The sequence below is a fragment of the Desulfurispirillum alkaliphilum genome (genome assembly GCF_055378285.1).
Genome location: NZ_AP042405.1, coordinates 1,126,492 through 1,152,775, shown reverse-complemented (window position 1 = coordinate 1,152,775; position 26,284 = coordinate 1,126,492). Strand labels below are relative to the sequence as shown.

Genomic DNA, 26,284 nt, shown 5'->3' with positions numbered 1-26,284 from the left:
CCGCTGCTTTGGGCGTTGTACGGTATGAACCGTTATCGCGAACTCGTGGTGTCCTCTCAGGAATCCGATGCCAATCAGATCGCCCGGCAGATTGAGCTGTTCGCAGAGGAGTCGGAGAGTTGGGTCTTTCCTGTGGAAAAGAGCGCCGAGTATCGGCAGCTCTGTGGAGAGCCGTCCTGCTGCATAGTTTGCGTCAGCGACCCTCAGAATATGGCAGCGGTGCATTTCACAAGGAAGCGAGACAATGCGCTTGTCGTCGCGAATATTGTCCCGCTCAACAAGTCTCAGTTACAGCTCGCGGAGTACAACAAACTCATAGCTTATACGGCGAAGCTCATTCGATTCGGTGCTGCTCAGCGCGAAATACGTCTAGCCGTGAAATTGTCTAAACATGAAGTTCGGCTCGCAGATGTGATCCTCGGCAAGATCGCGAAGAAAAGGTTCGAAATTTTCCTCTCCATGCATCCTCTCAGCTATCACCCATTAGATATTCGTAGACTAGATGCATTCATATGCGCGCTTTCGAGCTTCAAACGAAAGCCATTTGACTTGGAGGCATTTGAATGCCTGCTTGTAGAAGAATTGGGTTGGCCCAAGCATGATGCAAACTGGTGCCGCACGCGCGTAGAGATTGGGTTAGATATTCTCGAAGCAAACAAAGGCTTTTGGCACTAACCAAATGACGTACAACAAGGCGCTGCAGTCCGACGTCCCGGCCTCCGCTTCACTGCGGCCGGGACGCGCCTGAGCGCAAGCGTTCTACTGACAAGACGGCCAACATTTTCTGACGCGCGCGCCGTCCATGGCGCGGAGTGGATTTAAAGTTCGAAAGGGGAAGGCGAATGAAAGTCGTGTTCAACAAAATCCAACGATTCGACATTTTTGAGTCGGACTTCAGTCAACTGGCCTCAAACAATACATTCGATTTTGGTTCAAACAAAGTAGTGGTAGTCTATGGTCCGAACGGCTCAGGAAAAAGTAGTCTTGCTGCCGTCTTGGCGAATGTAGACGAAGAAGGCGAGTATTCGCTATCGATAGACGGAAATTCATTCACAAATGAGCAAGAACCACAATTCCACGTAATCAACGACCAGAATGGCAGAAATATCATTAGTGGCAAGACCGAGGACTTTATCCTTGGAGACAACATAAAGCGCGAGTATGCTCTGAAACGCAGCATTGAGAACCAGTTTGAGGCGCTTTTCAAAACTAGACTGAATGGCGACCTAAAACAGCAGTTTGGAATTTCGACCAAAACAAGTCCCTTTGGAGAGCTGATCAAGATCGAGAAACTTAAAGAATTTGTGTCCGACTTGGCAAACCAAAAGTCGAAGGGAGACAATCTTGACCGTAGAGACTTTCTTGAAGCTGTTGGTAGTCTGGTTGTCGAACCTGTTCCTGATCACGATGGACAGAAGTACTTGTTCTTCATAAATGACTACAAAGGAAAGGTATCAGCGATCAGGGGAATCATTGAGCTCAAGCTATCAATGCTGAAGGCCGAGCCGCAATACCTGAAAATAGACGAGAGCGACTCCGCAATAAATGTCTTGACCAGGTTTGACTACACAGACGATTGCGTTGTCTGCGACACTCCCAATATCGATAGGATCGGTTTGATAACAAAGAAGCAGAAGCAGCAAGAGAAGGCAAAGTCTTCACTGAGTGACTTTACCAAGAAGATACTCGAGGAGATCATTGCTTCAATTTCCGGCGATGACCCGTTTAAAATACGAGCGATATTGCTTGATGCTATCAAAACTGGGGAAACTGAACCGGTCACGGAACTCATCCGTGAAATTGGCTATTATCAACAGATCTACTCAACGAAAATTAGTAATTTGTTCGTAGAGAGTCTTAGTGCGACATCGCTAAGAGAGGAATCTGCCGAGTATGAGAAGTTGACCGGTGGAAAACCAGAACTTGAAAATGAAGACATCATTTTTATCGAAAAATTCTTGAATGATTGCCTTGACCGAAAAATCGAACTAAAGCGCGACGATGACAACAATCTGAGACTGTTACTCGGCGATCAGGAGTTTCTAGAGCAAGAGCGGGAGTCTCTTTCACTTAGCAATGGTGAACAGAATTTCCTGTCTCTTTCTTTTGAGCTATTGAAGGCAAAGAAGGTCGATAGTGAGCTTGTTGTCCTTGATGATCCAATCTCAAGCTTTGATTCCATTTACAAAAACAAGATAGCGTATGCGATCCTAAAGTTCCTAGAAGACAAGAGGTCGATTGTGCTGACGCACAACACAGACCTCATTAAATTGCTCGAACACCAGAAGCAAGGGTCGTTCAGACTGTACATTCTCAACAATACGGCCGGGGAAGTGAATGGGTTCATACCTTTGACGAGCAAGGAAGTAGAAATTTTGATCTACATCCCCAAGTTTATTAATCTACTTCGTGGTTCTATCGCGGACGAGATATCCAACGAAAGGCTCTTTGCCTACGCTCTAGTTCCGTTTATGCGTGGCTATTGCCAGATGATCAACCATGTGCAGTACAAGGAAGAGCTTACAAACTGAAGTTTCGCATCCTTTGATTCTAGCGCAAGGTCTTTAAAAGCTAGCATTTAACTAGCGATGACCCCCGCAATTTGGTATACTTGAGTTAACACAAAACGAGTATCCAAGCCACAGGAGGTCATCAATGGCAAAAGTTACCCTGAGTGATGAAAAACTGCAAGCGCGTCTTCTTGAACAGTTCGAAGTATTACGGGTTTTGCGCATGCTGGACTTTCAGCGTTTGGCCAGGAAGTGTGGCATGAACAAGCAGCAGGGCGAAGATGGGGTGAAGGTCTTTGTCTCCCTGTTTATGGCAGTATTTACCTCCAGCACGATAGCCAGGTTTGTGCGTAAAGCACAGGGCTCCGTATTCAGCCTGAAGAAGGACACTGCCTACCGCTATGCACAGCGCCAGTGCATTCACTGGCGCAAACTGCTTTTGTGTGTTGCCATGCGCGCTGTTGGCATCCTGGGTAAATACTATCCGGATAGTGGACGCTACCTGACTATTGACGACTCCCAGCTGGAAAAGACCGGCAAGCGTATTGAGTACCTGAGCTGGATATTCGACAAGAGCAAGAAGCGCTCAACCATGGGTTTCGAAATACCGTGCCTGAGCTACACCGATGGAACTTCCACTATCCCCATGGACTTTGCCATCAAGTCTTCAGCGAACCGGGTCAGTGAGCATTTGGAACCTGCTGATCTTGATGGGCGCTCGTATGCAGCAAGACGTCGCATGGAAGTGGGAATGAAGAAAACCGACCTGGTGCTGGAAATGCTGAGAAGAGCCCGGAACCAGGGAGTTGAGGCCGATGCGGTACTCTTTGACAGCTGGTATTGCTATCCCAAACTGGTGGGCAAGATTTACCACGAGATCGGCTACAACGTCTGCGCTCAGCTCAAAGCGACAAGGACGATCATGGTGACCTGCCAAGGGAAACCTTACGCAACACAGCAGCTTTGGAATACGGTTGTTCCCAGCCTGCGCGCAAAAGTCATCACCGTGCGCAATGTGGAGGTGGAAGTTCGCTCCATAAGAGCAGACTTCGGCAATACTCCGGTAAAGCTGGTGTTCTGCCGTCCTGTAGACAAGCGCAGCCACTACAAGCCTATTATCCTGCTGAGCACCCTGACCCACCACAGCGAGCAGGAAGTTATAGATACCTATGCCAATCGCTGGTCCATAGAAACGCTTTTTAAGGAGCTCAAGCACACCTGGGACTTTGGCAAAAGCCAGTGCCGCAACTTTGAGTCAAATATCTGCTTTTTAACCATCAGCATGATCAGGAGCATCGTGTTCACCATCATGCAGCGACAAGAAGAAGACTATCGCTACAAAGGAACCCTATTCGAGAAAACCGAGTGCGAGCTGCAAACACTCAGTGTGCTTTTTAATCTCGATCAGTACATTGAGTTCGTCTATGAGCTCTGCGGCGAGATATTGAAGTCAAGCACTGCTGTCTTTGTAGAACAAATCGCTGCATTCCAGCAGAGAATCAAAGACTGCGTCGTCAGCATGCTCTTTCAAGGGTGCGAAACTTGAGTTACAAAGCTAATGCATGGATATAAAAATCAGCCAGTAAATATCACTCAAATATACAATGACCTATTCGGACCTGTTTTGAAAGGTACTCACACTGTTTCAGCACAAGACCTCTTGGGCGAGAATGTGCAGAACGTTTCAATTCTGAGAAATGACAACTATCCTCTTCTAAACCGAACTCTTGTACATAGCTTGACCTACCTATATCTCAGAATGTCAGTCGAAAAAGTGCTTGTCAAGAAATACGGCATCAGAACAGACAAATTCTATAAACTCACTCAGATCATTTCTGAGTCCTTCCGTGGTTCTGGCCAACGTGAGATTGAGAATCGGATGTTCTTTCTTTCTCGAAAGACATTGTTGAATGAGTTCAATCACTTCGAGATGGATATGAATATTTTCCAGCCTGCTATCGATATTACGAATACGACCCTGAAAAAGGAGTACGCTGATATTTTGAGCAGGATAGGGGCACTATAGCGATTGATCTGTAGCCTCCCCGTCCGTGGCGAGGCCAAAGGCAGACACGGGGCCTCAGTAGAACAATGCCTTCAACCTGACTTATTTGGGTGTCACGGTTCTTGCCTATGGCAACAACCGCGCCACCCAAAACGCAAGCTAAGGCAGCGTTCGGCCCCTTAAAGGAAACGTATGTACGATATTCCGGCGTTATTAGAAAAACATCGCGAGTGCTTGGATGGTATGGCTGAGCACTTCAAGTCATTCTTCGCTGGAGTGAGTTACCAAAAGAACCAAGGAAAATTGAAAATCCATCAAGTTAGTTCCCGTGCTGACCTTGATAGTATTCTCGCAGGCCCTGGCTTTTACCTGATCGCCACCGACTTAGCTGCAGGCAACAATCCATGCAAGTTGAGAGTCAAAGACGCCCGGGTAGTTTATCGAGGGCATTCCTACGGAGTAAGAGAAAGAATAGAGAGCCATTTGTTCTATAGCTCGTATTTGGCCAAAGACTCCGGGCGAAGGTTTACGGTATGCATGAAGCTCGATGGCAAGAACATCAATATAGATAAGAAGCCACTCAATCGAAATCGATGGGTTGTGGTGACTCATAGCATGCCAAAGAGCACCAAGCTGATCCGAGAAGCAGCAGAGGCCGCTTTCGACGAGGTGTTTGGGAGGCCGATCGGAAGTGACAAGTAAGAAGAGCCGAACAAGCCCATCAACCCGGACGCCAATTCCGCTGCGCTCCATTGGCGCCGGTTATGGGCAGCGTTATATTTCACGGAGAATAGGATGATCCCCAAAGGTCTAACTTCAGTTCATTTTAAGAGTGCTGCGAAGGAAATAGATAGGGATGGCGTACCCAACGAGCGCGCTTCTGTCCATTACGATCTTGTCCTGGATGGCAAGAAGTACCCGCCTAAGAACTTGTCCATAAATAATCATTGACCCGAGCAATGTTTCGCTGTAGAATGATCCACAAAAGATCATTCATGGCGGTGATTTATGTCTAAAGTGCAATCATGGGAAGTTTCAGATGCCTTCTGGCAAAGAGTTGAGCCTTTACTGCCAATCCAGCAAAGAGATCCTGACAAGATCTACAAGCGCAAGCCTGGTGGTGGGCGCAAGCGACTTGACCCCAGGAAGGCGTTTTCCGGCATTGTCTATGTGCTGCGCACCGGTTGTCAGTGGAAAGCGATACCCAAGGAGCAGTTTGGTTGCGCCAGTGCAGTGCACAAGTACTTCATTGAATGGAGTAAGGCCGGTGTATTCGAAGCTATTTGGCGTCAGGGGCTGGCTGAGTATGACGAGATGGAGGGGATAGCTTGGGAGTGGCAAAGCATAGATGGCGGAATGTACAAAGCTCCAATGGCTCTTGAAACCGTAGGGAAGAACCCGACGGATCGGGGAAAAAAACGGGAGCAAGCGTCATGTCCTGGTGGACGGTCGTGGCGTCCCGTTGTCCATCGTCGTAACCGGAGCGAACCGGCATGATGTGAGCCAGCTTGAAGCCGTTCTTGATGGCGTAGTCTTCGAGAAGCCTGCAGAGCAGGAGCAGCATCTTTGCGCAGATTGTGGCTACAAGGGAAAGCCGGCGCTCAGCAGCATTCTTCAGCGCGGATACATACCCCATGTAAAGCAGCGAAAAGAAGAGATCGAGGACAAGAAGCGTGACCCATCAAAGAAGGCGAGGCGCTGGATAGTGGAAGCATCTATTTCCTGGTTCAACCGTTTCAGGAAGATTCATGTGCGCTTTGAGAAGCTTGAGGTCACTCACTACGGATTGACGTGTCTCGCGGCGGCGATAATCACATACAGGAAAATCGGCGTAATTTATGGATAAGTCCTAAGTATGTAATCTCAATTGCAGCGAAGTACCTTGACGGGGAGGAGTGGTCTTCGGATAATTTCAACGCAGTTGAGGCGAAAAATTATTTTGTGAGTCGGGGTTATCGGGTAACTGATCGCAGAGAAGGAAAAACGGAACGGCGTATAGCTATTGAAGATGACGAATCCGCCTCCCCAGAGGGCAAAGAACGTTTCCGTTTGCACCGATCGAAGGAGCGAGATGCCGCTCTCTCGAAAAAAGCCAAAGAGATACGCCTTAGGCAAACCGGTGCGCTTAGGTGTGAGGTCTGTGAATTCTCCTTCCTGGATGTGTACGGTGAACTTGGAGAGGGGTTCATTGAAGCCCATCATACGGTGCCTATATCGGAATTGGACGGAGAGCGAAAAACAAAAATATCCGAGCTGGCATTGGTTTGCTCAAATTGCCATAGGATGCTGCATCGAAAAAAGCCGGCTCTTAGTGTTGGTCAGTTGAGAAAGCTGGTCGCGAAACAAAGTGAAATATAACAATGCCATTCACGAGGACGGCAAAACCTTCGCTACGCTACGAGTTTGCCGCCTGTGATGACTGTCGTTAGCTCTCGAAGGTGACCAATGACGCGCTTATCTGAAACAACCGAGGGCATATCTTGGGTCGACCAGTTTCGGCCAGGAGATCAGCGCCTAGCTTGCTCCTTGCTCGATTCGCTAGCGTTGATAGAACACAATGAGTTGGTTAGTGCCATTCAAGATTTGATCGTAGATGTGGAAAGAAGCAGCAATGGTGTAATCGGTATATTTGCAGAGAGAGATTGTACAGTTTGTTGAAACTCGGATCTTGCGGCATGGTGGTGTTCATTGTAATCTCCTCGGTACCTGATAGAGAGCGGTAGACGCTCCGCTGCTACCATTACCAAATACGGTGAGATTACAAGTGGTTCATCGTGGTGAAATGGGTTTGATCGGTATTTGTCTGCCGCGTAGCGGCTCCGTCCAACAAAACAAATCAGTAGGACGGTGTAAAGCGGGTTTCCGCTTCGCTCCAACCCACTTTTCACCGCCGCTGTTTGCGGCGTTAATTGCATGGAGGGAACCTGTGCACCATCGAAAAGTAACGGAAAGCGACATCCCTGAGATTTGTAAGCTTCCGAAAACACGTGAAGAGCTCTTTTATTGCTTTCCAAGAGTAGGCTTCCCACTGTCGGAAGCAGACTTGCGTCAAAGCATCGAAAAGCGCGCTGACTCAACGGTAGTGGAAGTCGCCGGACGTGTTGTTGCATTCGCGAATTTTTACCGGTGGAAGGAAGGGTTATGTTCAATCGGTAATGTTGTTGTCGCGTCCGACGTCAGAGGCTCTGGAGTGGGGAGCTATCTGATCAATCATATGCTCACGCTGGGCTTCGAGAAGCACCACGCGAAGGCGGTTTCAGTATCTTGCTTTAATAGAAACGTAGCAGGATTGCTCTTGTACCCAAAGCTTGGTTTTCGGCCTTACGATATTGAGCAACGGGTTGATTACAATGGAGACCGTGTTGCACTCATTCATTTAAAGATTGAGAAATATACAACTTAACCAGGCCAAGCACGGCGACAGCTTTTCCGTTGCGGCTTCGCCTTCACTACAAAGCTGCCCGTGTTGGCAGCGTTCGCCAAATAAGCCAGGCACTTCCATGACCCGCAAGGAGGAATAACCATGCTGGATACAATACGCACCGCACTCGTAACGTTCTTAGGTATTCTGACCTTGTTTGGCGGTTTTGCGCATGCGGCTGAGCAATCAACCGTGCCATTGAGTGCAGATAAATCAGATCCAGTGAAGATGGGTTGGATGACGGGATTCCCCCCGCCACCTGAAAAACTTATCATGCAGCCGGAGTCCGATTTCTTTGGGTTCCCCAAGTTGCGTTGGACGGTATGCCACATTCGCGAGCTGATGCCCACAAAGGAGGTGAGTCGCGGTATCGGTTCATCGGTACCGTTGACCTACGCAATCGATGAGGCTATTGATGCAGTTCGCTTCACGCCTCTTGGCAGTGAAAAGCTAATGACATGGAGGGAGTCGCTTTCGGCCAACTATACCGATGGCATACTCATCATTCACAAGAACCGGATTGTTTACGAAAGGTACTTTGGATGTCTGGACGAGCAGGGCAAGCACGCCGCGATGTCGATGACGAAGTCGCTGACGGGACTACTGGCCGAGATTCTCGTAGTTGAGGGGCTGCTTGACGACACAGCGAAGGTCTCGTCAATTATCCCGGAACTTAAGGACAGCGCTTTCGGCAGCGCAACAGTGCGCCAAGTAATGGACATGACCACGGCGCTAAACTATAGCGAGAACTACTCCGATCCAAAGGCAGATATCTGGGCTTATTCAAAGGCGGCGAGCCCATTACCAAAACCACAAGGTTATAAGGGACCAAACGGCTATTTCGAGTATCTACAAACCGTCACGCAGGACGGCGCCCATGGTGAGGCCTTCGGGTACAAAACCATCAACACGGACGCACTGGGTTGGATTGTATCGAGAGTCACAGGCAAGGATCTCGCGCACCTGCTGTCGGAGCGTATCTGGAGCAGAATGGGTGCGGAGCAAGATGGATATATGACGGTAGACGCGAAGGGAACGCCTTTTGCTGGCGGCGGACTCAGTGCCGGCATGCGAGATCTAGGGCGCATTGGGCTTTTTATGCTTAACGGCGGAGAGATCAACGGGGATCGCTTATTTCCAAAAGCCGTCGTAGAGAACATTCGCGCCGGTGGCGATAGAGAAGTCTTCGCTAAGGCTGGCTACAAAATGCTCAAAGGCGGTAGTTACCGTAGCATGTGGTGGGTGTTTCATGACGAACACGGTGCTTTCGCTGCGCGTGGCGTTCACGGGCAAACCATCTATATAGACCCAACTGCCGAGATGGTCATCGTTCGGTTTGCGTCTTTTCCAACTGCTGAAAACGCGCAGATTGACCCAACCTCCTTACCTGCCTATCAAGCCGTGGCTAAGTATTTGATGAAACAGTGACGGGAATATACATGGGCGAACAAGGCGCTCCACCGGACGGCAATTCCGCTGCGCTCCATTGCCGCCCAAACGCGCTGAGCCTAAACATTAGCACCAAAATGGCTGGGCATGGCAAAGGTTAAGAAAAAGTTCACTCCGGCTCAAAGGCGTGCGAGGAAAGCCGCGAAGGCCGAGCGACAAAAGAAATACCAGTGGAGCTTTATGAATGGAAAGCAAGTCAGATTAAAGCGGCCACCGACTGTGGATGGCATACCGATAGATCAGTTCATTGAGGAAAATGCTGATCCGCTCTGGTTGCACCAGAATGAAATGTGGGAACTGATTCCGATAGAAGACTCTACTTCCAGATTTGACCCGGTTTCAGAATCGGTGGAATCGGAAGACGAGAATGGGGTGCCGTTTTGTTAGCAACCAACAGTTTACAATTAACAGTACTAGCAAAGCCATTAAATTCGCTCCCTACGGTCGCCGGACGCTCGTTCCTCGCGCCGTTTATGGCGGGCATCGAACTAAAGGACACCCACTTTGCGCTGTGCGCCCCTTGCCTTCCTTGGCGACCTCTGCGGCTTGAGTGAGCATAGCGAACGGGCGTGAGACCTGCTTTATTCTTCTGGATTCGTGTCCATTCGCGGTAAATCTGGCTGCTCCTCCCTCCCCACTGCCTTTCCTTGGTGCCTTTGTGAGCTTGGCGTGAGGCATTGCCTTTTGCATGCTGCTGAAAAGCCCTCATCTGCGGTGTTGCCCGCGATATCGCCCTTCACCGCATTCCCCTAATTCTCGCCCTGGAAAATACGCCAAATCTGGACAGTTGCACACAGTTCAGCACCTCATATCAAACCGCCACGATATCATGGCACTCACCATTGAAGACATAACGTCTTTATAGACTTCCATGTGAGCATGGCCGACGCCTGCCGAATGGAGATGGCGTCTGCAGGACAAATTTTCAAAATCAGCTTGACATCCCATGAGCTTAACACGAACATACACGTTATCCATCGAAGGTTATAAATGCACTGCCAGAAGTCCATGCCACAGGCGCTGCAAGTGAAGCTCCTCTTTTAAAAGCGAAGTTTTTAACCACAAAGGAGTGTGGTAGAGATGCTCAACGATATCCAAAGCATTGCCAATGCCTTTTTGCGAAAAGCACTGGCACGGCCCAATGAGGCTGCTTCAATGGCGTTACCGGATTTGACAAAGTTGCAGTCGGTTGAACAGAAATCACCTCAAGACATTGCTGAGTTTAGTTCTTTTGCGCGTCGTCAGGTTGAACGCAACACGTTTGCGGCTGAGCATAATGTCATCTTCGATCCCATGGGTGTTAAGCCCAAAGATATTGATGCAGATACGCTGCTCAAAACCAAAGAGCGCATGGAAAGCCTGCAGCAAGAGGAGTTAAGTCGTTTATCGCATAACCTGGGGCTGGAAGATGAAAGTATGCTGGATGAGCTTTCCACCGCCGATCTGGTGGAATACCTGCAAAACAGCACACGCTTCCGCGATCCAAGCGGCATCAGAGTTTCTTTTATTCCCGGCCATAAGCCACCTGATTTTGATTCTTTACAGGAATTTATCCAGTATAAGTTTCAGACGGATGATGAGGGGAATTTTTTGCGGGACAATCAAGGGAAGTATCTGCGACGCGAGGGCTCTGAGGCCGTTGTAAATCAGGTGCTCCACATTGTCGGTCAAGGGACCACATATGGCGCCAGGTCTACCAAACCGCTATCCGATGTCAATCCAGCCGTACTGCACTTTTTGAATAATGCTTTTGAAAATGATGATGCGAGTGACCTTGCTCAAGGCATATACATGGCCTATGAATCGAATCCCTATACGTTCTTTGACCCCACGGCTTATGATACTCTCCAGGATGCCATGAGTGCCAGAATAGAGCAGTTCGGTTATTTCCCCGGACAGGCAAGCAAGTGGCAAATGTTTATGGACGAAGGATTTATTTTACAGAACCTGGATATGCTTTATGATGACATGAAGTTCCTGGAACTTCTCTTGCGTGAATAAGTCAGGCCAGGCAAGCTGGCGAGCTTGGCGTGAGAAGTTGCCTTTTGCAGGCTGCGAGGATAAAGGACACCCACTTTGCGCTGTGCGCCCCTTGCCTTCCTTGGCGGGCTTTGCAGCCCCGGTGAGCGCAGCGAACGGGCGAGAGACCTGCTTCACTCTTCTGGATTCGCGTTTATTCGTGTCCATTCGTGGTTTCAGCTTGCTGTTACCCTCCATCGGAATACACGGATGGCATGGAAAAAGAGAGAAAGACATGCCTCTCGCCAAGCTCGCAAAGGCACCAAGGAAAGGCAGGAGGATTAACTGCGGAGCGGATTGGGGTACATGAGCCGATCTGAACGCAGAGCGTTTAAACGAGCTGCTCCAGGAATAAAATCACGCATCTGTCAATTCCATGGAGGTCAATGGTATTCCTGTAACATTTATTCTGATACCATACAGACTGAAGCAACTGGCGCGGCAATGCAACGCCTCAGGAAGACGGTCTTTCCAATTGTGGATTTGACGGAAATACTGGCCTGAATGCAAACCTGACAGGAAGGCACAGTTTATGAAAGAGTTACAGGATGCACAGTCAGGCGGGCATTTTTATCCGTCATTTTGTACGGTTTTTGAGAAAGTGCATAGCATCACTTTTGACGCCTAAATATAGTTATGTGATAAGTGCATACCTCTAAGGTCTAATAACGGAATTTATTTATATGAAAGAATCAATATTGAGAGATCTAATCTCAGAAAATATATCTATCTTAGAGCCTGGGCTTACTCTTATAAGCAAGGAACAGTACATACCTAATGAATTGGGGACAAGAGGTTTCATTGACCTATACGCAAAAGACAATATTGGCAATCATGTACTAATAGAACTTAAAAGAAGTAATGCATCATCAAGAGAAGCAATTCACGAGATAAACAAATATGTAGAAGGAGTTAAGCTCCATTTTGGCGTTAAGGATAACGAAATTCGCGTAATTATTGCTTCAACAGAATGGAAAGAATTGTTAGTCCCATTCTCTAGGTTTGTAAGCGATACATCGATCTCAGTCATTGGTCTTGCAGTAGATGTAACTGAAGAAGCCAATATTCGAACCACAGCTATAACCCCCTTAGATCTTAATAATGGGCGTCTTATAGCGCCATGGCATACTGCCCATTATTACTTGAACCAAGACTCCTTATTAAACGGAATTACAAGCATTGAAGAATCATGCGCAAAGAAAGGAATCAAGGACTACATCCTTATCACATTTAAGGGTGATAACTTATTTTCATCAGAATCACAAATAAGAAGACTTGAGTTATTATCTGGGTTGTCAGGAAATCCTTTAAGAGAAGATAAGATCCCTCATTATAAATATATAGCGTACTTCGCAATGCAGGAATTATCACAAGAGCAGTGCATCAATTCAATAAGTTGCAATAAGGATGCGCTTGAAGAGGTTAATGAGATAATTGAGGATTTAGAAGAGAGCGAAAAGTCCTGCTATTTACACGAAACATTAACAGCGATGGAGCCAAGAAGTAACGAAGATGATATCGATATCAGCTACCCTGCTAAATTTGACAAGCTACTAAATTCAGAAAACTTGAAAATACATTCGGTTAAAAGATATGGTAAATTTGAAAGAAATAATTTGCTTGATGATGCCGCAATAATAGAAGAAATAAACGGTTATGATGGCGTTACTGGCCAGAGATACAAGAAAAAAATATCCATAAACAATCAGTATCATCTAAAGATTTTAAAGAACGAAATAGAAGAAACACTTTCGACGAACCTATCGTGGAAGTATCAAATTCTACGAGTTCTTAATGATATAGAAAGAGACTTCCCAAACGCTGAAATAACTATCTCTATATATAATCCTGAGACAGGTGTTTTCACTCCTTATTTCTGTTTAACCAAAGAGGAAGGAATACTATATTTACCAACTTATTCCATTATTGTTCATGATAATAATGAAGATGTTCAAACGTACTTTGGCTCCCTAGTAGAAAGTAGTCAGCCAAAATCATTTCAAGAAATACTGAACAAATATTATTTCGGAAAAATAGAAGCTCTTATTCTTACTGTTACATGGGGAGCTCGGGCTTCAGAAGATACAGATATTATCGAAGATCTAGGATTAGAATATAGAAGCTTCAGATGCGACATCACTCAAGGACAGCGAACATTCTTCAAGTATCAAAGTGAGCGTTGGAGAGAATGTTCTCCTACCAACCCTTTTGAAGCTTTCGCATCCTATATAAAGAATAATGAAACATATTTATTTGAAATTGTTTCAGAAATCTCAAGCAAAGATTTTGGAAATGTGTTCATTACATGAAATCACATAACAAGAAAATCCAGGTGACGCCTAAGGCGCACCTGATTTAGGCGTTAGCCTTATTTGAATACTTCACACTCTGATATAAGATGTAAGCCAATCAAAATGATGAGGTTATTACATGAAGCTTTTACTGGTATTTTCGCTTTTAATACCGTCTATAGTGTTTGCAAATAGTTCAAAGTTTCAACAGGTTGAACAAGATGCTAAGGCAATTGAAGCATCTCTTTCTGCGCATATAGGGATTTCTGTTCTTGATACTCAAACTGGAGAGTCTTGGGATTACAATGGCAATCAGCGTTTTCCTTTAACAAGTACTTTTAAAACAATAGCTTGCGCTAAATTATTATATAATGCTGAGCAAGGGGAAATAAATTCTAAGAGTACAGTTGAGATCAAAAAAGCAGATCTTGTGACCTATTCTCCCGTAATAGAAAAGCAAGTAGGACAAGCAATAACGCTCGATGATGCGTGTTTTGCAACTATGACGACAAGTGATAATGCAGCAGCAAATATCATCCTAAATGCCCTAGGAGGTCCTGAAAGCGTGACGGATTTTCTAAGACAAATCGGAGATAAAGAAACCCGTCTAGACCGTATTGAACCTGAATTAAATGAAGGCAAGCTTGGTGATTTGAGGGATACGACAACTCCTAATGCAATAGTGAATACTTTAAATGAATTATTATTTGGTTCCACATTGTCTCAAGATGGCCAGAAAAAATTAGAGTATTGGATGGTGAATAATCAAGTCACTGGTAATTTATTGCGGTCAGTATTGCCAGAGGGATGGAATATTGCGGATCGTTCAGGTACTGGCGGATTTGGTGCTCGAAGTATTACAGCCGTTGTTTGGAGTGAAGCTCAATCCCCAATCATAGTTAGTATCTATCTAGCGCAAACAGAGGCTTCAATAGCAGAGCGAAATGATGCAATTGTTAAAATTGGTCGTTCAATTTTTGAAGTTTATTCATCACAATCGCGTTGATAAGGCTAACAAAGCATTTAAGAGGGACAGCCAACGCGTGGCACTTTTATTATGCGTTGGTTTTTGTGGTTACGGTGTTATGCGGTAAGTTGGTAGTAGCGTTGGCTGCCCCTTAATGCGGCGTTATGCAATACGAGGTAAGAAATGAATAAAGGAGTATTGACATTTTTCTGTGGAAAAATGGGGGCAGGTAAAACTACAAAGTCTCTTGAAGTTTCCCATGAGCGAAACGCCGTTCTGCTTTCTGAAGACGAATGGCTTGCGTCAGCTTATCCCGATAGCATTAAGACACTGGAAGATTACGTAAAATATGCTGGTCGGCTCAAGCCTCAAATGAAGAAGCTGGCTCAGTCGATCTTGGCAGCAGGTACTAATGTGGTAATGGACTTTCCTGCCAATACAATTTCGCAAAGAGAGTGGTTTAAAAGCATTTTTTCTGAGATCCAGGCTCCACACGAGCTAATTTACATCGATCAGCCAAATGATATTTGCTTGGGGCAAATTGCAAAAAGGCGGATAGAGCAGCCGCAGAGAGCGGGAACTGATACGGAAGAGATGTTTGAGCTTGTTACAAAGTACTTTGTTGCCCCCACTTCTGATGAAGGGTTCAACACAACTGTAATTACGTCAAACGCATAACAATCGCAGGCACGGCGACGGCTTTTTCGTTGCGGCTTCGCCTTCACTACAAAGCCGCGCGTGCTGCGGGCGTTAGCCAAAATTTGGGAGCAACATGAGCATTAAGAAATATATCGTCGCCAGCCCTCATGAAAGTGAGTTCCCCAGCCCAATCACTTTCCGAACAGGTGATCCTCTTGTTGTTGGCGAAGAATATAAGGGATCTGAAGGCTGGGATAACTGGTTCTATTGCAGTACGCCAGGACAAGAACCAGGCTGGGTACCTGGCCAAGTTATTGAACGCCTTGGTGACTCTAGCGGGCGAGCACTTGATGACTATACGGCAAGAGAACTCAATGTGCTGGAAGGTGAGCTACTGACTGGCACAAGGATTTTGAATGGCTGGGTATGGTGTGAGAAATCAGGCAGCACGGAATCAGGGTGGGTGCCATTGGAAAATCTTAAAGAGGCCGGGGCGTAGTATCCCCGGCTAACAAGGCCAGGCACGGCGACGGCTTTTCCGTTGCGGCTTCGCCTTCACTACAAAGCCGCGCGTGCTGGCGGCGTTATGCGCAAAAGGAGGAGCCGTGCATCAATTAGCGGCCCAGTGGATTGTGGGGTTACTGGGAGATAGGAATATCCCCTTTCTGATCTGTGGTGGACTCGCTGCAAAGGGATATGGGTCTGAGCGTGACCTGAATGACATAGATCTTTTCGTTTCCGGCGAACATTTTTCGTCAGTGGTTCAGGCCGGCCAAGAATTTGTATCCAAGGCTGCCGCTCACCGCCAGGAGGAAGGCTGGGATCTAACCTACGTCCAGTTCAAGTATGAGGGCATCAAAGTGGAAGTGGGCAACGCTAACGGTCCACGAATCTTTGATTTAGGCAGCCAGACCTGGATCCCGCTCAACATAGATTTCTCTCGTTATAAAACAATGCACCTGCTGGGCCTAGATTTGCCCCTTATGTTGAAGGAAGATCTGGTCCGGTATAAATCTGCGCTCTCGCGGCCGGTAGACATCGAGGATATCCGTGCCATCGGAGAAAGCGCATAACCATGCCATGCACCGGATGCCAAACCTCAGTTTCGCGCCGGTTTGTCACCGGTGATGGCGGACGTTAGCTGTCAAGATTGACCTCCGTGTCTTGCAAGAGTAGTCATAAACCGACAAAAGTGATACTATAGTGGCACTCTGAAGGAGGTAGCCCATGAAAGTTGAGCTTGTAACCAATCTAAAGCGTCAAGCGACAAGAATTCTTGCTGATCTGCATGAGAGCAAGGAAGCGGTCCTGATCACAGAACACGGCCAGCCATCCGCTTACCTGGTCGATGTTCAGGATTACGAATTCATGCAGCGCAGGCTGGCGCTGCTGGAAGGATTGTCCAAGGGAGAAAGGGCCATTCTGGAGGGCAGAACGACCTCCCATGAAAAGGCCAAAGAGCGGATGCAAAAGTGGCTGAAATAGTATGGACGGATCCCGCACTGTATCAACTGGAAGAAATCGCAGATTACATCGCGTTGGATAAGCCGGAAGCTGCCGCAGGGCATGTTAAGAAAATATTTTCAACCGTGGATCGGCTTGGGCAGTTTCCGGATTCGGGACATGTCCCCCCCGAGATTCCAGGCTCGATATATCGTGAAATTTCTGTCAGGCCATGTCGAATATTTTACCGTCAAGACAAGGGTGTGGTTTTCATTGTTCACGTCATGAGGGAAGAAATGTTGTTACGTAAATTTCTTCTGGACGAGGAGTTGAACAGCTAACCATCAATTGCACGTGACCAGCTACGCTGGCACGTGAATATGGGCGTTAGGTGGCCAAGGATGACGCTTGTACCAACATACACGGAGTTCGAATGAGCGGAGACTCTTCGATAGATCGTTTGGAAGCGTTTCGCTCTCTTCATCGGGTACACAACACGGTACTCGGATTCGTCGCCTTGCCCAACCAGTCGCTGCCGAACTAAAGGACACCCACTTTGCGCTGTGCGCCCCTTGCCTTCCTTGGCGACCTCTGCGGCCCCGGTGAGCATAGCGAACGGGCGAGAGACCTGCTTTGTTCTTCTGGATTCGCGTTTATTCGCGTCCATCCGTGGTTTCAGCTGGCTATTACCCTCCATCGGAATGCACGGAGGGCACGGAAAAAGAGCGAAAGACATACCTCTCGCAAAGCCGCTAAGTCGCCAAGGAAAGGCAGGAGGATTAGCTGCGGGGCGGATTCGGGCGCATCAAACCAATCTGAACGCAGAGCGTTTAAACGAGCTACTCCAGGAACAAAGTCACGCATCTGTCAATTCCATGGAAGTTAACAGTATTACTATAACATTTATTCTGATATCATACGGACTGAATCAACTGGCTGGGCAATGCAGCGCCTCAGGAAGGCGGTGTTTCCAATTGTGGACTTGACCGAGAAACTGGCTCGAAAAAACAACTGACATGAACGGGAGTCTGCCAATGAAATTAAACAATATTAAAATGCAACTTTCTTCTTACATCCTGTTAATCTCTTTATTTGCGTTAGCCTCTTGCTCAGATGGCGAAAAACACGCTGAAGAAGTTGCCGCCCCCGCTGAGAGCCGCCTCGAGTACACTAAAGAAGCTGCCGCCCCTGCTGAGAGCTACCCCGAGCACGCTGAAAATACTAATAGAATCAACGAATATAGTGTCGTATTGGGCGCTGACGAGATCATTAAGACTCCCGGTATACCGGGTGAGCTCAGAGTCTGGATCGGCAATACAAGCTACAAACCAGACTTTCCAGATCACATGATTCAAGATGACACTACCGTTCCTGCTGTCGGAGAATCTGCAACGGTACAACCATTTGCTCCGGCGTTTAAAATAGACCCCGCAGAAACCCAATGCCTTAGGATACATCCTTCAGGTTCGGAGGTGCGCTTCAAACTGACACCACTCAAACAAGGGACACATGACGTGGGCGCCAATGTTTATCTTTTTGATTCTATTGACTGTAGTGGCGCGCCCATTCCTAAGACTGCCTCCACGTTGAAGGTCTTGGTCGAAGTCGACCAAAAAGAAATTTTCAGCGAGAAAGTGAATGAACTTTGGAGTGTTTTATGGGAGAAATTCGTGGAGTTTTGGGCTGCACTTGCAGCTGTTATTTTTGGAGTAATACTGTTTCTCATTAGAGGAAAGCTAAAGAAAGTAGTTGGTTACAAAGATAATTGAGACTGTAGAAATACCCAACTAGCACGAGTCAAGGACACCTACTTTGCCTGTCGCTCTTTTGCGCACCTGCGATGCTGGCGTTAAGCATAGAGAGTAAGTATGGATTATCCCGGAGAAAAATTGCTCCTGAAATGCGGGAAACTCTCGCAGGTTATAATAAAATAATGCGTTGCGGTGATCTCATCCTTGGCTTTTGTACTGAGAACCCCGACAATGCACTATATAAAATTAAACTACGAGAGGTGATGCATGACTTTGATAGGTGTCTTGCAGGCAGTCGGCTTTACTGCTCTGTTTATCAGCATAGGTGTCGTCATTGCTCTTGTCGCCCGCAACTCACAGCGTGAGTGGATTCAAAATGCAAATAGTATAGATGCTCCCGAAGATCAGGTGCCCGTTCCCGCTGATTTCCATGAAGGCCGCCAGCTCACTTATATGGGACCTGCTGAAGGGCAGAAGCCGTGGATTAAGACTGGCCTTGAGGATGATGTGTTTTTGAAAAGTAAAAAACCTGAATTCCTTTTTGATTTAAATCACTTTGACCCTAGGAGTCCATTTTACGACGATTAATCAATTATGCAGAATTTTTTTCGCGACCAATGAAATACCAATAGCCACTCTTTCGGGTGGCTATTTTGATAGATGATGCTGTCAATCAGGGCGGGCAAACGACCTAAAAGACACCCACTTTACACTGAACGCCCCTTGTCTTCCTTGGCGGGCTTTGCGGCCCCGGTGAGCGTAGCGAACGGGCGAGAGACCTACTTTATTCTTCTGTATTCGCGTTCATTCGTGTCCATTCGCGGTCAACCCGGCTGCTCCTCCCTCCCCACTGCCTTTCCTTGGTGCCTTTGCGAGCTTGGCGTGAGGCATGCCTTTTTCTCCCATATTCGCGTCTATTGGCGTCCATTCGCGGTAAATTCCCTCTTTCCACAGACAAAAAAAAGCGGCCTGCTGACGTTCCAGCAAAGCCGCTTTTCCAGAAACCTATTCCTCTGTCTGTGCGCTTTCCATGCGCTTTTTCTGCTTTGCCTTCCGGCGGCGATACCACCAGTCGTACAGGCCACTGAGCCCGATGATCAGCAGCAGTACACCGCCGATGGGAACCACCAGCATGTAGCTTGAACCAAGCCACTTTTCAAAGATACGCCCGTTATGGAACTCGAAGAGGTAGTGCCACAGGGAGAGGGGGGTGTTGCGGGCTATCTCGCGGGGCATGGCGGGTGGAATATCGGCACGCTGGGCGCTGAGGGGCAGCATGCCGTCGTGGTAGTCCAGGCGGAAGCGGGGATACCCTTCCTGCAGGATCACGCCACTGACCAGGTCGTTGCTCATGAAGGGGTTGCCGCCACGCAGCCCGGGCCTTGGCAGGCGCCAGACTCGCTGCGAGAGTTCCTCCCACACGAAGAGGCCGGAAAATGAGCCGACCAGGAAGAGTCCCGGCTCCATCTCTTCCAGCACGGTCGCTCCCATGCCATGGATGGAAATCGGCACTGAGGCGGGACGAAAGGGCGCGGAAAAATCAGCTGGCCCACGCCAGAAGCCGCTTTCCGTGGCCAGCAGAATGCTGTTGTCCCAGGTGGAGTAAAGGGCGCGCTGTATCTTGCCGCCCAGGCCGTGGGAGCGTTCGGAAAAGCTCAGCAGGGGGTGCTCCCGTTCCATGGAATAGGGGGCAATGGCAATGAGCAGGGGCGGACGCAGGAGGGCGCCACTGATGGCCAGCATGGCCAGGAAGGCCACGGCGTATACGCCCACTTTCAGGTGGTAGCGCCAGTTGAAGCGGAAGAAGGCGCCGGGGTTTCTGCGCCAGCGGGCAAACCAGCGGTTGCGGCGCGGCACATACCAGATCACCAGGCAGCTGATGCTCAGGAATACCAGGGCCAGCCCGATCACATCCACCAGCAGTTTGCCGGGCAGGCCGATGATGGTGCCGTTGTGGATGTCGTGCAGTATCCGGAACAGGGGAACCCGTCCACGGAAGTTTTCATCGGCGACGGTCAGCTCCACGGGTCGGAAAGAGAGTTCATCGGCCTCTGCCACAAACACCTGACGGGCGGTGAAGGCGACGATCTGCTGGCCAGCCCGTACCACGTCCACCACGTGGGGGGAGCGGCCAGCTCCTGGCAGTTCCAGCTGTCGCCAGGACTGCTGCGAGCGATCAAAGGCATAGAGTCCGCCACGGGTTGCCGCCAGCAGGCCGCCATCCAGGGGCAGCAGGGCCGAGGTGTCCCGTTCGTACAGTGCCCGGGGAAAACCCTGTTCCAGTGCGGTGAACGCGCCGTCTTCACCGCGCAGCACTCCGGCTTTGCCCGCCACAAACCAGGTGTCGTCGGAGTCAATAAATCCCTGGCGCACCAGCATGCGGTTCCAGTTCTGGTACTCATAGTTGGCAGGGGTCAGGTTCCACGAAACGGACATGGAACGAATCCAGCCGGGATTGTTCAGCAGAAGGCCACTGGCTCCCATGGCCAGAAAATACAAACACAGGACGAGTCCGAGATACTTATGAATAGGTTTTGAAATACGAAAGAAAAAACGGTACAATGTGTTCAAAACAGCGTTCTCCTGTAGGAATGGGACATATTGAACTTCTCAGCACACACTCCCTGTGCATACCACAGCAGGCGCCGCGGAAAAATTGACCAGGGTCAATTTTTCCCGTACGGGTGACACCTATACTGCACCTATCAACAAAGGGGAAACCACATGTTTGACAATAACCGCCGCAAACATATTATCGCCACCACTGTTATATTCGGCATTCTCCTGCTGGCACTGGCTTTCTATTCCGCCAGCTTCTCCTCATGGAGTGACGAGGACAAAAGCAACATCATCCATTTCCTGAACTCCCTGGAGGCCAACGGGCAGGCGCACATGCTGATGACCTCCCGCACCAGCGCCCGTGGCGAGCTGTCTCCCACGGAGATTGAACAGGCCCTTGCCCTGCGGGAACGGGCCCTGGAGCAGGCCCTGCTGGTTGAAGACCGTGTTCTGGAGAAAGCCCACCGCGACCTGCCCCACCACTTCCGCCAGGACTATCAGCGCGGTCTGGAGGCGTCCATTCGCAATCTCAAGGGCGTCCGCAGTGGCAGCGCGCAGATCCAGGAGTCTCACCAGCTGGAAAGCTGGAACCACTGGATCAGCATCAACAAGCACGAAGTGCGCATACCACGGGTGCGCTGAACCCGCTGCCCACAAGCCCGGAAATACACCGCAGCTGAAAAGACTCACACAGAACATCCCGGCACCAGGGGAGTGCAGCGTACTTCCCCGCAGATGGGTGTTTTCAGGTGCCATGCAAGGAGCCCCCATGGGAAGAGACAGCCGCAAGGCAACCCGCCGCAATCTTATCTACTACTTCCCCGTCTATACGCAGGGGTCCCATCGGCTGCTGGGGCGCATTGTCGACCTGACCGACAAGGGGTTCATGCTCGTCCACGAGGAGCCCCTGCCCCAGGGTCACTACTTTGATGTGTATGTGAAGTTTCCCGCTGAAGCGCGGGAGTGGGAAAAAATTCACGTCCCTCTACGCGTTCTGAGCCGCTGGAGCAAGCGCGACATCAACGACAGCCTGCTGGCCACTGGCTTTGAGTTCATCGATAAATCCGAAGAAGCGGAATATCACATCAATCGCGTTATCATGACCTATAACTTTGAAAAACAGGTGACCTGAAGGGTCTTCTGGATAATCAAAAAGCCCTCCGCATGGAGGGCTTTTGTCGTAAAGGTGTCGTGTGCTGAAATACCGGCTCAGCGCATGGCGTTTTCGGCCATAATGCGCGCGACGGAGCGGGCGTAAGCGGCGGGATCGGTGGGTTTGGAGCCTTCCAGGATAAGGGCCTGGTCGTAGAGCAGGCGGGCGTACTCCTTCAGGGTGCCGCTGTCCTTGTCCTTTTCGTACAGGCCATTCATGGCGCTGAAGAGCAGGTGGTCGGGATTCAGTTCCAGGATGCGGCTGCCGGAAGGCACTTCCTGGCCCATGGACTTGAGGATCTTTTCCATCTGGGGGTCCATGTCGGCTTCCCCGGCCACGAGGCAGCAGGGAGAGTCCTTGAGGCGACCGGAGAGGCGCACTTCCTTGACGCTTTCGCCCAGTTCGTTTTTGATCAGCTCCAGCAGGTCTTTGTGCTTCTCCTGGGCCTCTTTTTTCTTCTCTTCGTTCTCTTTATCCAGGGTAATGTCGCCCTTGACGGCGGACTTGAATTCCTTTTCCTGGTACGCGTGCAGGCTGCTGACGATGAAGTCGTCGATTTCATCCAGCATGAAGAGCACTTCGTAGCCCTTTTCCTTGAAGGCCTCCAGGTAGGGTGAACCCTCCAGTTCGCGGCGGCTGGCGCCGGTGATGTAGTAGATGTGCTCCTGCTCGGCGGGCATGCGGCCAATGTAGGACTGCAGGTCGGTCAGCTTGCCCGCTTCGGTGTGGGTGGACTCGAAGAGCAGCAGGTCGGCGATGGTGTCCTTGCGGGTGGGATCGTAGTGAATGCCCTCCTTGAGCACCTTGCCGAACTCCCCATAGAAGCCGAGATAGGCGTCGTTTTCGTCGCGCTTCATTTCACCCAGCGTGTCCAGCACCTTCTTGGTGATGGTCTTGCGCATCTGCTCCACCTGGCGGTTTTTCTGCAGGATTTCACGGGAGACGTTGAGGGGCAGGTCGGAGGAGTCCACAACGCCTTTGACAAAGCGCAGGTAGAGAGGAACCAGGTCTTCGCAGTGCTCCATGATCTGCACGCGGCGCACATAGAGGGTGGGGCCGATTTTGAACTCTTTGTAGAAGAGGTCAAAGGGCGCGCGCGAGGGCAGGTAGAGCAGAGCCGAAAACTCGCTGGTGCCTTCGGCACGGTAGTGGATGACCTTGGCCGGGTCGGTGAAATCGTGGGCGATATGCTTGTAGAACTCGTTGTACTCTTCGGCGCTGACGTCGGACTTGTCCTTGAGCCAGATGGCTTTCTGGGAGTTGAGGGTCTCCTCGCTGATGACCTTTTTCGCGTCGTCGCCCTCGCCTTCGGTCTTCTCCACATCCATGACGATGGGATATTCGATATAGTCGGAGTAGCGGCGCACGATACCGCGCAGAGTCCACTGGTCCAGAAACTCCTTCTCGTCATCCTTCATCACCAGGGTAATTTCCGTCCCCTTGTTTTCCTTGGTGCAGGCATCGATGGTATAGGAACCATCGGCGGCAGACTCCCACACCACGCCACTTTCAGCGGGCTCACCGGCCTTGCGGGTGCGCACGGTGACTTTGGAGGCCACCATAAAGGTGGAGTAGAAGCCGACGCCGAACTGGCCGATCAGCTCCGGATTATTCTGCACCTCTTCGCTCTTGAGGGCCTGGATGAACTCCTTGGTGCCGGAGTGGGCGATGGTGCCCAGGGACTTGATGACATCGTCACGGTTCATGCCGATGCCGTTATCGCTGATGGTGATGGTGGCGGCATCCTTGTCGATGGCAATTTTGATCTTGCCGTCGCCCTCGCCCTCCAGCAGACCGCTGTTGGTCAGGGAAAGATAGCGCACCTTGTCGATGGCGTCGGAAGCGTTGGATATGAGCTCCCGCAGGAAGATCTCCTTGTGGGAGTAGAGGGAGTGGATCATCAGGTCGAGCAGTTGCTGAACTTCCGTCTTGAATTCCATGGTTTGGGCTGTCATGTCTCTATGGCCTCCAGGATTGTATTGCATATTTGCTGGCACTCGGATTCCTTGAGTGCCAGCGCATTATACCCATCTGACGTAAAAAATCAACGCAAAGCTTGCGCCCGCGGAGCGGGTAACGTACAAAAGCGCCAGAGACCTCACAGGAGTACACATGCCCTTCAGCGCCATTTTCCTTGACCGCGACGGCACCATCAATCGCGAACTCGAATACCTGCACCGCATTGCGGATTTCGCCTACGAAAAAGAGGTTCCCCAGGCCCTGCAGGTGCTGCGCGCCCTGTGCGACCACCTGGTGGTGGTCACCAATCAGTCCGGCATCGGGCGCGGCTACTACCGCCAGGAGCAGATGGATGAGCTGAACCGCTTCATGGTGGATGACCTGCGCGACCGCTACGATGTCGCCATCGACGCCATCTACCACTGCCCCCACCACCCCTCACGAGACGGGGAGTGCCTGTGCCGCAAACCCTTGCCGGGAATGCTGCTGCAGGCTGCCCGTGAACACGGGATCGACCTGCAGCGGGCGTGGATCATCGGCGACAAGGACGCCGACATCCTGGCGGGCTACGCCGCGGGATGCCAGGGGGGCATCCTGGTACAGACCGGCCACGGCAGGGAATATGACAACTTCACGCCCCCCCAGGAGCGTCCCTTTGCCTTCCAGCGCTGCGCCACCCTGCTGGAGGCCGCCCGCTTTCTGCAAGGCCGGTAGCCAGAAAAAAAGCCCGCAACCCCAGGGGGGCGCGGGCGAAATTTTCTCTACTTGCGGCAAGCGGGGCCGCTATTCAAACATTCCCTTGACCTTATCCCAGAACCCATTGCCCGATGCGGCACTGTCACCCAGCTCCTTCTGCAGCTCAAGCAGCAGCTCTTTCTGGCGAGCGCTCAGTTTAGTGGGGGTGTGCACCACAATGCGCACCAGCTGGTCGCCAATGGTACGTCCGTGGATATCGGCAATGCCCTTGCCCTTGAGGCGGAATATCTTGCCGGTCTGGGTGCCTTCGGGAATCTTCAGTTTGGCTTTCCCGGTCAGTGTCGGCACTTCCACTTCTCCGCCCAGGGTCACGGTGACGAAAGAGACGGGGACATCGCAGTAGACGTTATTGCCTTCGCGCTCGAAGATGGCATGGGGCTTCACGGTCAGCTGGATGTACAGGTCACCTGCGGGGCCGCCGTTCTGGCCGCTCTCCCCTTCGCCATTGAGGCGCAGGCGGTTGCCGGTCTCCACTCCGGCGGGGATATTGACAGAGAGGGATTTTTCCACCCGCACCTTGCCGACACCATGGCAGTGGGAGCACTTGTTCTTGATCTTCCTGCCGGCACCACGGCAGTCGGGGCAGGTCTGGGTCAGGCTGAAGAAGCCCTGGGTGCGGCGCACCTGGCCGCGTCCGCCACAGGTGGCGCAGGTCTCCACATCCTCGGGGGAGTTGGCACCGCTGCCACCGCATTTGGTGCAGGTTTCCATTTTGGGAACCTTGATCTGCCGGGTAGCCCCGAAGGCCGCTTCCTCAAAGGTGATTTCCAGTTCAAAGAGCAGGTCGGAGCCCTGGCGACGCTGAGTGCCGCTGCGACCGGAAGAGCGGCGTGAACCTCCGCCGCCGAACATATTGAAGATATCCTCGAAGTCACCAAAGATGTCTTCGAAGTTGACATTGCTGTAACCATGGCTCTGGTAGTTTCCGAAACCGCCGTTGGTGGAGTGGCCGAACTGATCGTACTGGGTGCGCTTCTGGGGGTCGCTGAGCACCTCGTAGGCTTCGCTGGCTTCCTTGAACTTCTCCTCGGCTTCCTTGTCCCCCGGATTCTTATCAGGGTGGTACTGGATGGCCAGCTTGCGGTAAGCCTTTTTTATTTCGGTCTCCGAGGCGTTCTTGTTGACCTCGAGTACTTCGTAGTAATCACGTTTTGCCATGTGTGCGTATCCTGGTTTGTTTGGGTTGTCTCAGTTGAAGAAAGAGGGGTTGTATCACAGGGGAAGGTGGTCTGCAATTCCCCGGAAGTTACCCCTGGAAACAAACTGACACCAATGCATCGGACCTGGAGCCACTCCCGCGTGCATTCGTGTCAGTTCGCTCAAGCAAGGAAGAAGCCGTCCCCGGCTGAGCCGGGGACGGCG

General features: G+C 50.2%; 25 protein-coding genes. 22 read left to right on the top strand and 3 right to left on the bottom strand.

The annotated features are described in order from the left end of the window. Positions 1-24 precede the first annotated feature (24 nt). The 19 genes from ACZ46I_RS05295 (at position 25) to ACZ46I_RS05205 (ending at position 19,083) form a co-directional block, all read left to right on the top strand. Positions 25-675, top strand: a complete 651-nt coding sequence (locus ACZ46I_RS05295) for a hypothetical protein (RefSeq protein ID WP_464281675.1) — start codon at positions 25-27, stop codon at positions 673-675. Between the two features lie 167 nt (positions 676-842). Next, a complete protein-coding gene (locus ACZ46I_RS05290; RefSeq protein ID WP_464281674.1) occupies positions 843-2,531 on the top strand; it encodes an AAA family ATPase in 1,689 nt (562 codons plus the stop codon). A gap of 124 nt (positions 2,532-2,655) precedes the next feature. Then, positions 2,656-4,056, top strand: a complete 1,401-nt coding sequence (locus ACZ46I_RS05285; RefSeq protein WP_464280369.1) for an IS4 family transposase — start codon at positions 2,656-2,658, stop codon at positions 4,054-4,056. Between the two features lie 651 nt (positions 4,057-4,707). Next, positions 4,708-5,217, top strand: coding sequence for a hypothetical protein (locus ACZ46I_RS05280; protein WP_464281673.1), 510 nt, complete (start codon positions 4,708-4,710; stop codon positions 5,215-5,217). 306 nt (positions 5,218-5,523) lie between these two features. Continuing rightward, positions 5,524-6,361 (top strand): IS5 family transposase gene (locus ACZ46I_RS05275; RefSeq protein ID WP_464280308.1). Its coding sequence is split into 2 segments (ribosomal slippage): positions 5,524-5,928 and positions 5,930-6,361, totalling 837 coding nucleotides; the frame shifts between segments, so codons are not numbered across the junction. Beyond that, the gene (locus ACZ46I_RS05270) at positions 6,307-6,873 is read left to right on the top strand and encodes an HNH endonuclease (RefSeq protein WP_464281672.1); all 567 of its coding nucleotides are present in this window, start codon (positions 6,307-6,309) and stop codon (positions 6,871-6,873) included. The genes ACZ46I_RS05275 and ACZ46I_RS05270 overlap by 55 nt, the downstream gene beginning before the upstream one ends. Before the next feature lie 568 nt (positions 6,874-7,441). Next, positions 7,442-7,918, top strand: coding sequence for a GNAT family N-acetyltransferase (locus ACZ46I_RS05265; protein ID WP_464281840.1), 477 nt, complete (start codon positions 7,442-7,444; stop codon positions 7,916-7,918). Between the two features lie 120 nt (positions 7,919-8,038). Then, a complete protein-coding gene (locus tag ACZ46I_RS05260) occupies positions 8,039-9,364 on the top strand; it encodes a serine hydrolase domain-containing protein (protein ID WP_464281671.1) in 1,326 nt (441 codons plus the stop codon). 108 nt (positions 9,365-9,472) lie between these two features. Beyond that, positions 9,473-9,772, top strand: a complete 300-nt coding sequence (locus ACZ46I_RS05255) for a hypothetical protein (RefSeq protein ID WP_464281670.1) — start codon at positions 9,473-9,475, stop codon at positions 9,770-9,772. 693 nt (positions 9,773-10,465) lie between these two features. Further along, a complete protein-coding gene (locus ACZ46I_RS05250) occupies positions 10,466-11,386 on the top strand; it encodes a hypothetical protein (protein WP_464281669.1) in 921 nt (306 codons plus the stop codon). Positions 11,387-12,087: 701 nt separating this feature from the next. Continuing rightward, complete coding sequence (locus ACZ46I_RS05245) at positions 12,088-13,713, top strand: endonuclease NucS domain-containing protein (protein ID WP_464281668.1); 1,626 nt, start codon at positions 12,088-12,090, stop codon at positions 13,711-13,713. 121 nt (positions 13,714-13,834) lie between these two features. Continuing rightward, on the top strand, positions 13,835-14,701 hold the full coding sequence (gene blaPSE, locus ACZ46I_RS05240; RefSeq protein ID WP_464281667.1) for a PSE family carbenicillin-hydrolyzing class A beta-lactamase: 867 nt from the start codon (positions 13,835-13,837) through the stop codon (positions 14,699-14,701). Between the two features lie 144 nt (positions 14,702-14,845). Further along, the gene (locus ACZ46I_RS05235) at positions 14,846-15,340 is read left to right on the top strand and encodes a P-loop nucleotide/nucleoside kinase family protein (RefSeq protein WP_464281666.1); all 495 of its coding nucleotides are present in this window, start codon (positions 14,846-14,848) and stop codon (positions 15,338-15,340) included. Between the two features lie 94 nt (positions 15,341-15,434). Then, entirely contained in the window at positions 15,435-15,800 is a 366-nt protein-coding gene (locus tag ACZ46I_RS05230; protein WP_394423480.1) for an SH3 domain-containing protein, read from the top strand. A gap of 106 nt (positions 15,801-15,906) precedes the next feature. After that, positions 15,907-16,374 carry a hypothetical protein gene (locus ACZ46I_RS05225; protein WP_464281665.1) on the top strand — a complete coding sequence of 156 codons (468 nt, stop codon included), beginning with the start codon at positions 15,907-15,909 and terminating at the stop codon, positions 16,372-16,374. Positions 16,375-16,528: 154 nt separating this feature from the next. Continuing rightward, complete coding sequence (locus ACZ46I_RS05220) at positions 16,529-16,786, top strand: type II toxin-antitoxin system Phd/YefM family antitoxin (protein ID WP_013506968.1); 258 nt, start codon at positions 16,529-16,531, stop codon at positions 16,784-16,786. Further along, positions 16,774-17,085 carry a type II toxin-antitoxin system RelE/ParE family toxin gene (locus ACZ46I_RS05215; RefSeq protein WP_464281664.1) on the top strand — a complete coding sequence of 104 codons (312 nt, stop codon included), beginning with the start codon at positions 16,774-16,776 and terminating at the stop codon, positions 17,083-17,085. Before ACZ46I_RS05220 ends, ACZ46I_RS05215 begins: the two co-directional genes overlap by 13 nt. Positions 17,086-17,778: 693 nt before the next feature. Continuing rightward, on the top strand, positions 17,779-18,513 hold the full coding sequence (locus ACZ46I_RS05210) for a hypothetical protein (RefSeq protein ID WP_464281663.1): 735 nt from the start codon (positions 17,779-17,781) through the stop codon (positions 18,511-18,513). Positions 18,514-18,762: 249 nt separating this feature from the next. Next, on the top strand, positions 18,763-19,083 hold the full coding sequence (locus ACZ46I_RS05205; protein ID WP_464281662.1) for a hypothetical protein: 321 nt from the start codon (positions 18,763-18,765) through the stop codon (positions 19,081-19,083). Between the two features lie 417 nt (positions 19,084-19,500). Here ACZ46I_RS05205 and ACZ46I_RS05200 read toward each other — a convergent pair whose 3' ends face one another. After that, the gene (locus ACZ46I_RS05200; protein ID WP_464281661.1) at positions 19,501-21,066 is read right to left on the bottom strand and encodes a PepSY domain-containing protein; all 1,566 of its coding nucleotides are present in this window, start codon (positions 21,064-21,066) and stop codon (positions 19,501-19,503) included. 153 nt (positions 21,067-21,219) lie between these two features. On the opposite strand from ACZ46I_RS05200, the gene ACZ46I_RS05195 reads away from it, so the two are divergent. After that, a complete protein-coding gene (locus ACZ46I_RS05195) occupies positions 21,220-21,696 on the top strand; it encodes a hypothetical protein (protein WP_464281660.1) in 477 nt (158 codons plus the stop codon). A 127-nt stretch (positions 21,697-21,823) separates the two neighbouring features. Then, the gene (locus ACZ46I_RS05190) at positions 21,824-22,186 is read left to right on the top strand and encodes a PilZ domain-containing protein (protein ID WP_013506973.1); all 363 of its coding nucleotides are present in this window, start codon (positions 21,824-21,826) and stop codon (positions 22,184-22,186) included. A gap of 77 nt (positions 22,187-22,263) precedes the next feature. Here ACZ46I_RS05190 and htpG read toward each other — a convergent pair whose 3' ends face one another. Beyond that, entirely contained in the window at positions 22,264-24,162 is a 1,899-nt protein-coding gene (gene htpG / locus ACZ46I_RS05185) for a molecular chaperone HtpG (RefSeq protein WP_464281659.1), read from the bottom strand. A gap of 157 nt (positions 24,163-24,319) precedes the next feature. Between htpG and ACZ46I_RS05180 the strand changes: the two genes are divergently transcribed. Then, complete coding sequence (locus tag ACZ46I_RS05180; RefSeq protein ID WP_464281658.1) at positions 24,320-24,880, top strand: D-glycero-alpha-D-manno-heptose-1,7-bisphosphate 7-phosphatase; 561 nt, start codon at positions 24,320-24,322, stop codon at positions 24,878-24,880. 69 nt (positions 24,881-24,949) lie between these two features. Here ACZ46I_RS05180 and dnaJ read toward each other — a convergent pair whose 3' ends face one another. Next, entirely contained in the window at positions 24,950-26,080 is a 1,131-nt protein-coding gene (dnaJ, locus tag ACZ46I_RS05175) for a molecular chaperone DnaJ (RefSeq protein ID WP_226508108.1), read from the bottom strand. Between the last annotated feature and the right edge of the window lie 204 nt (positions 26,081-26,284).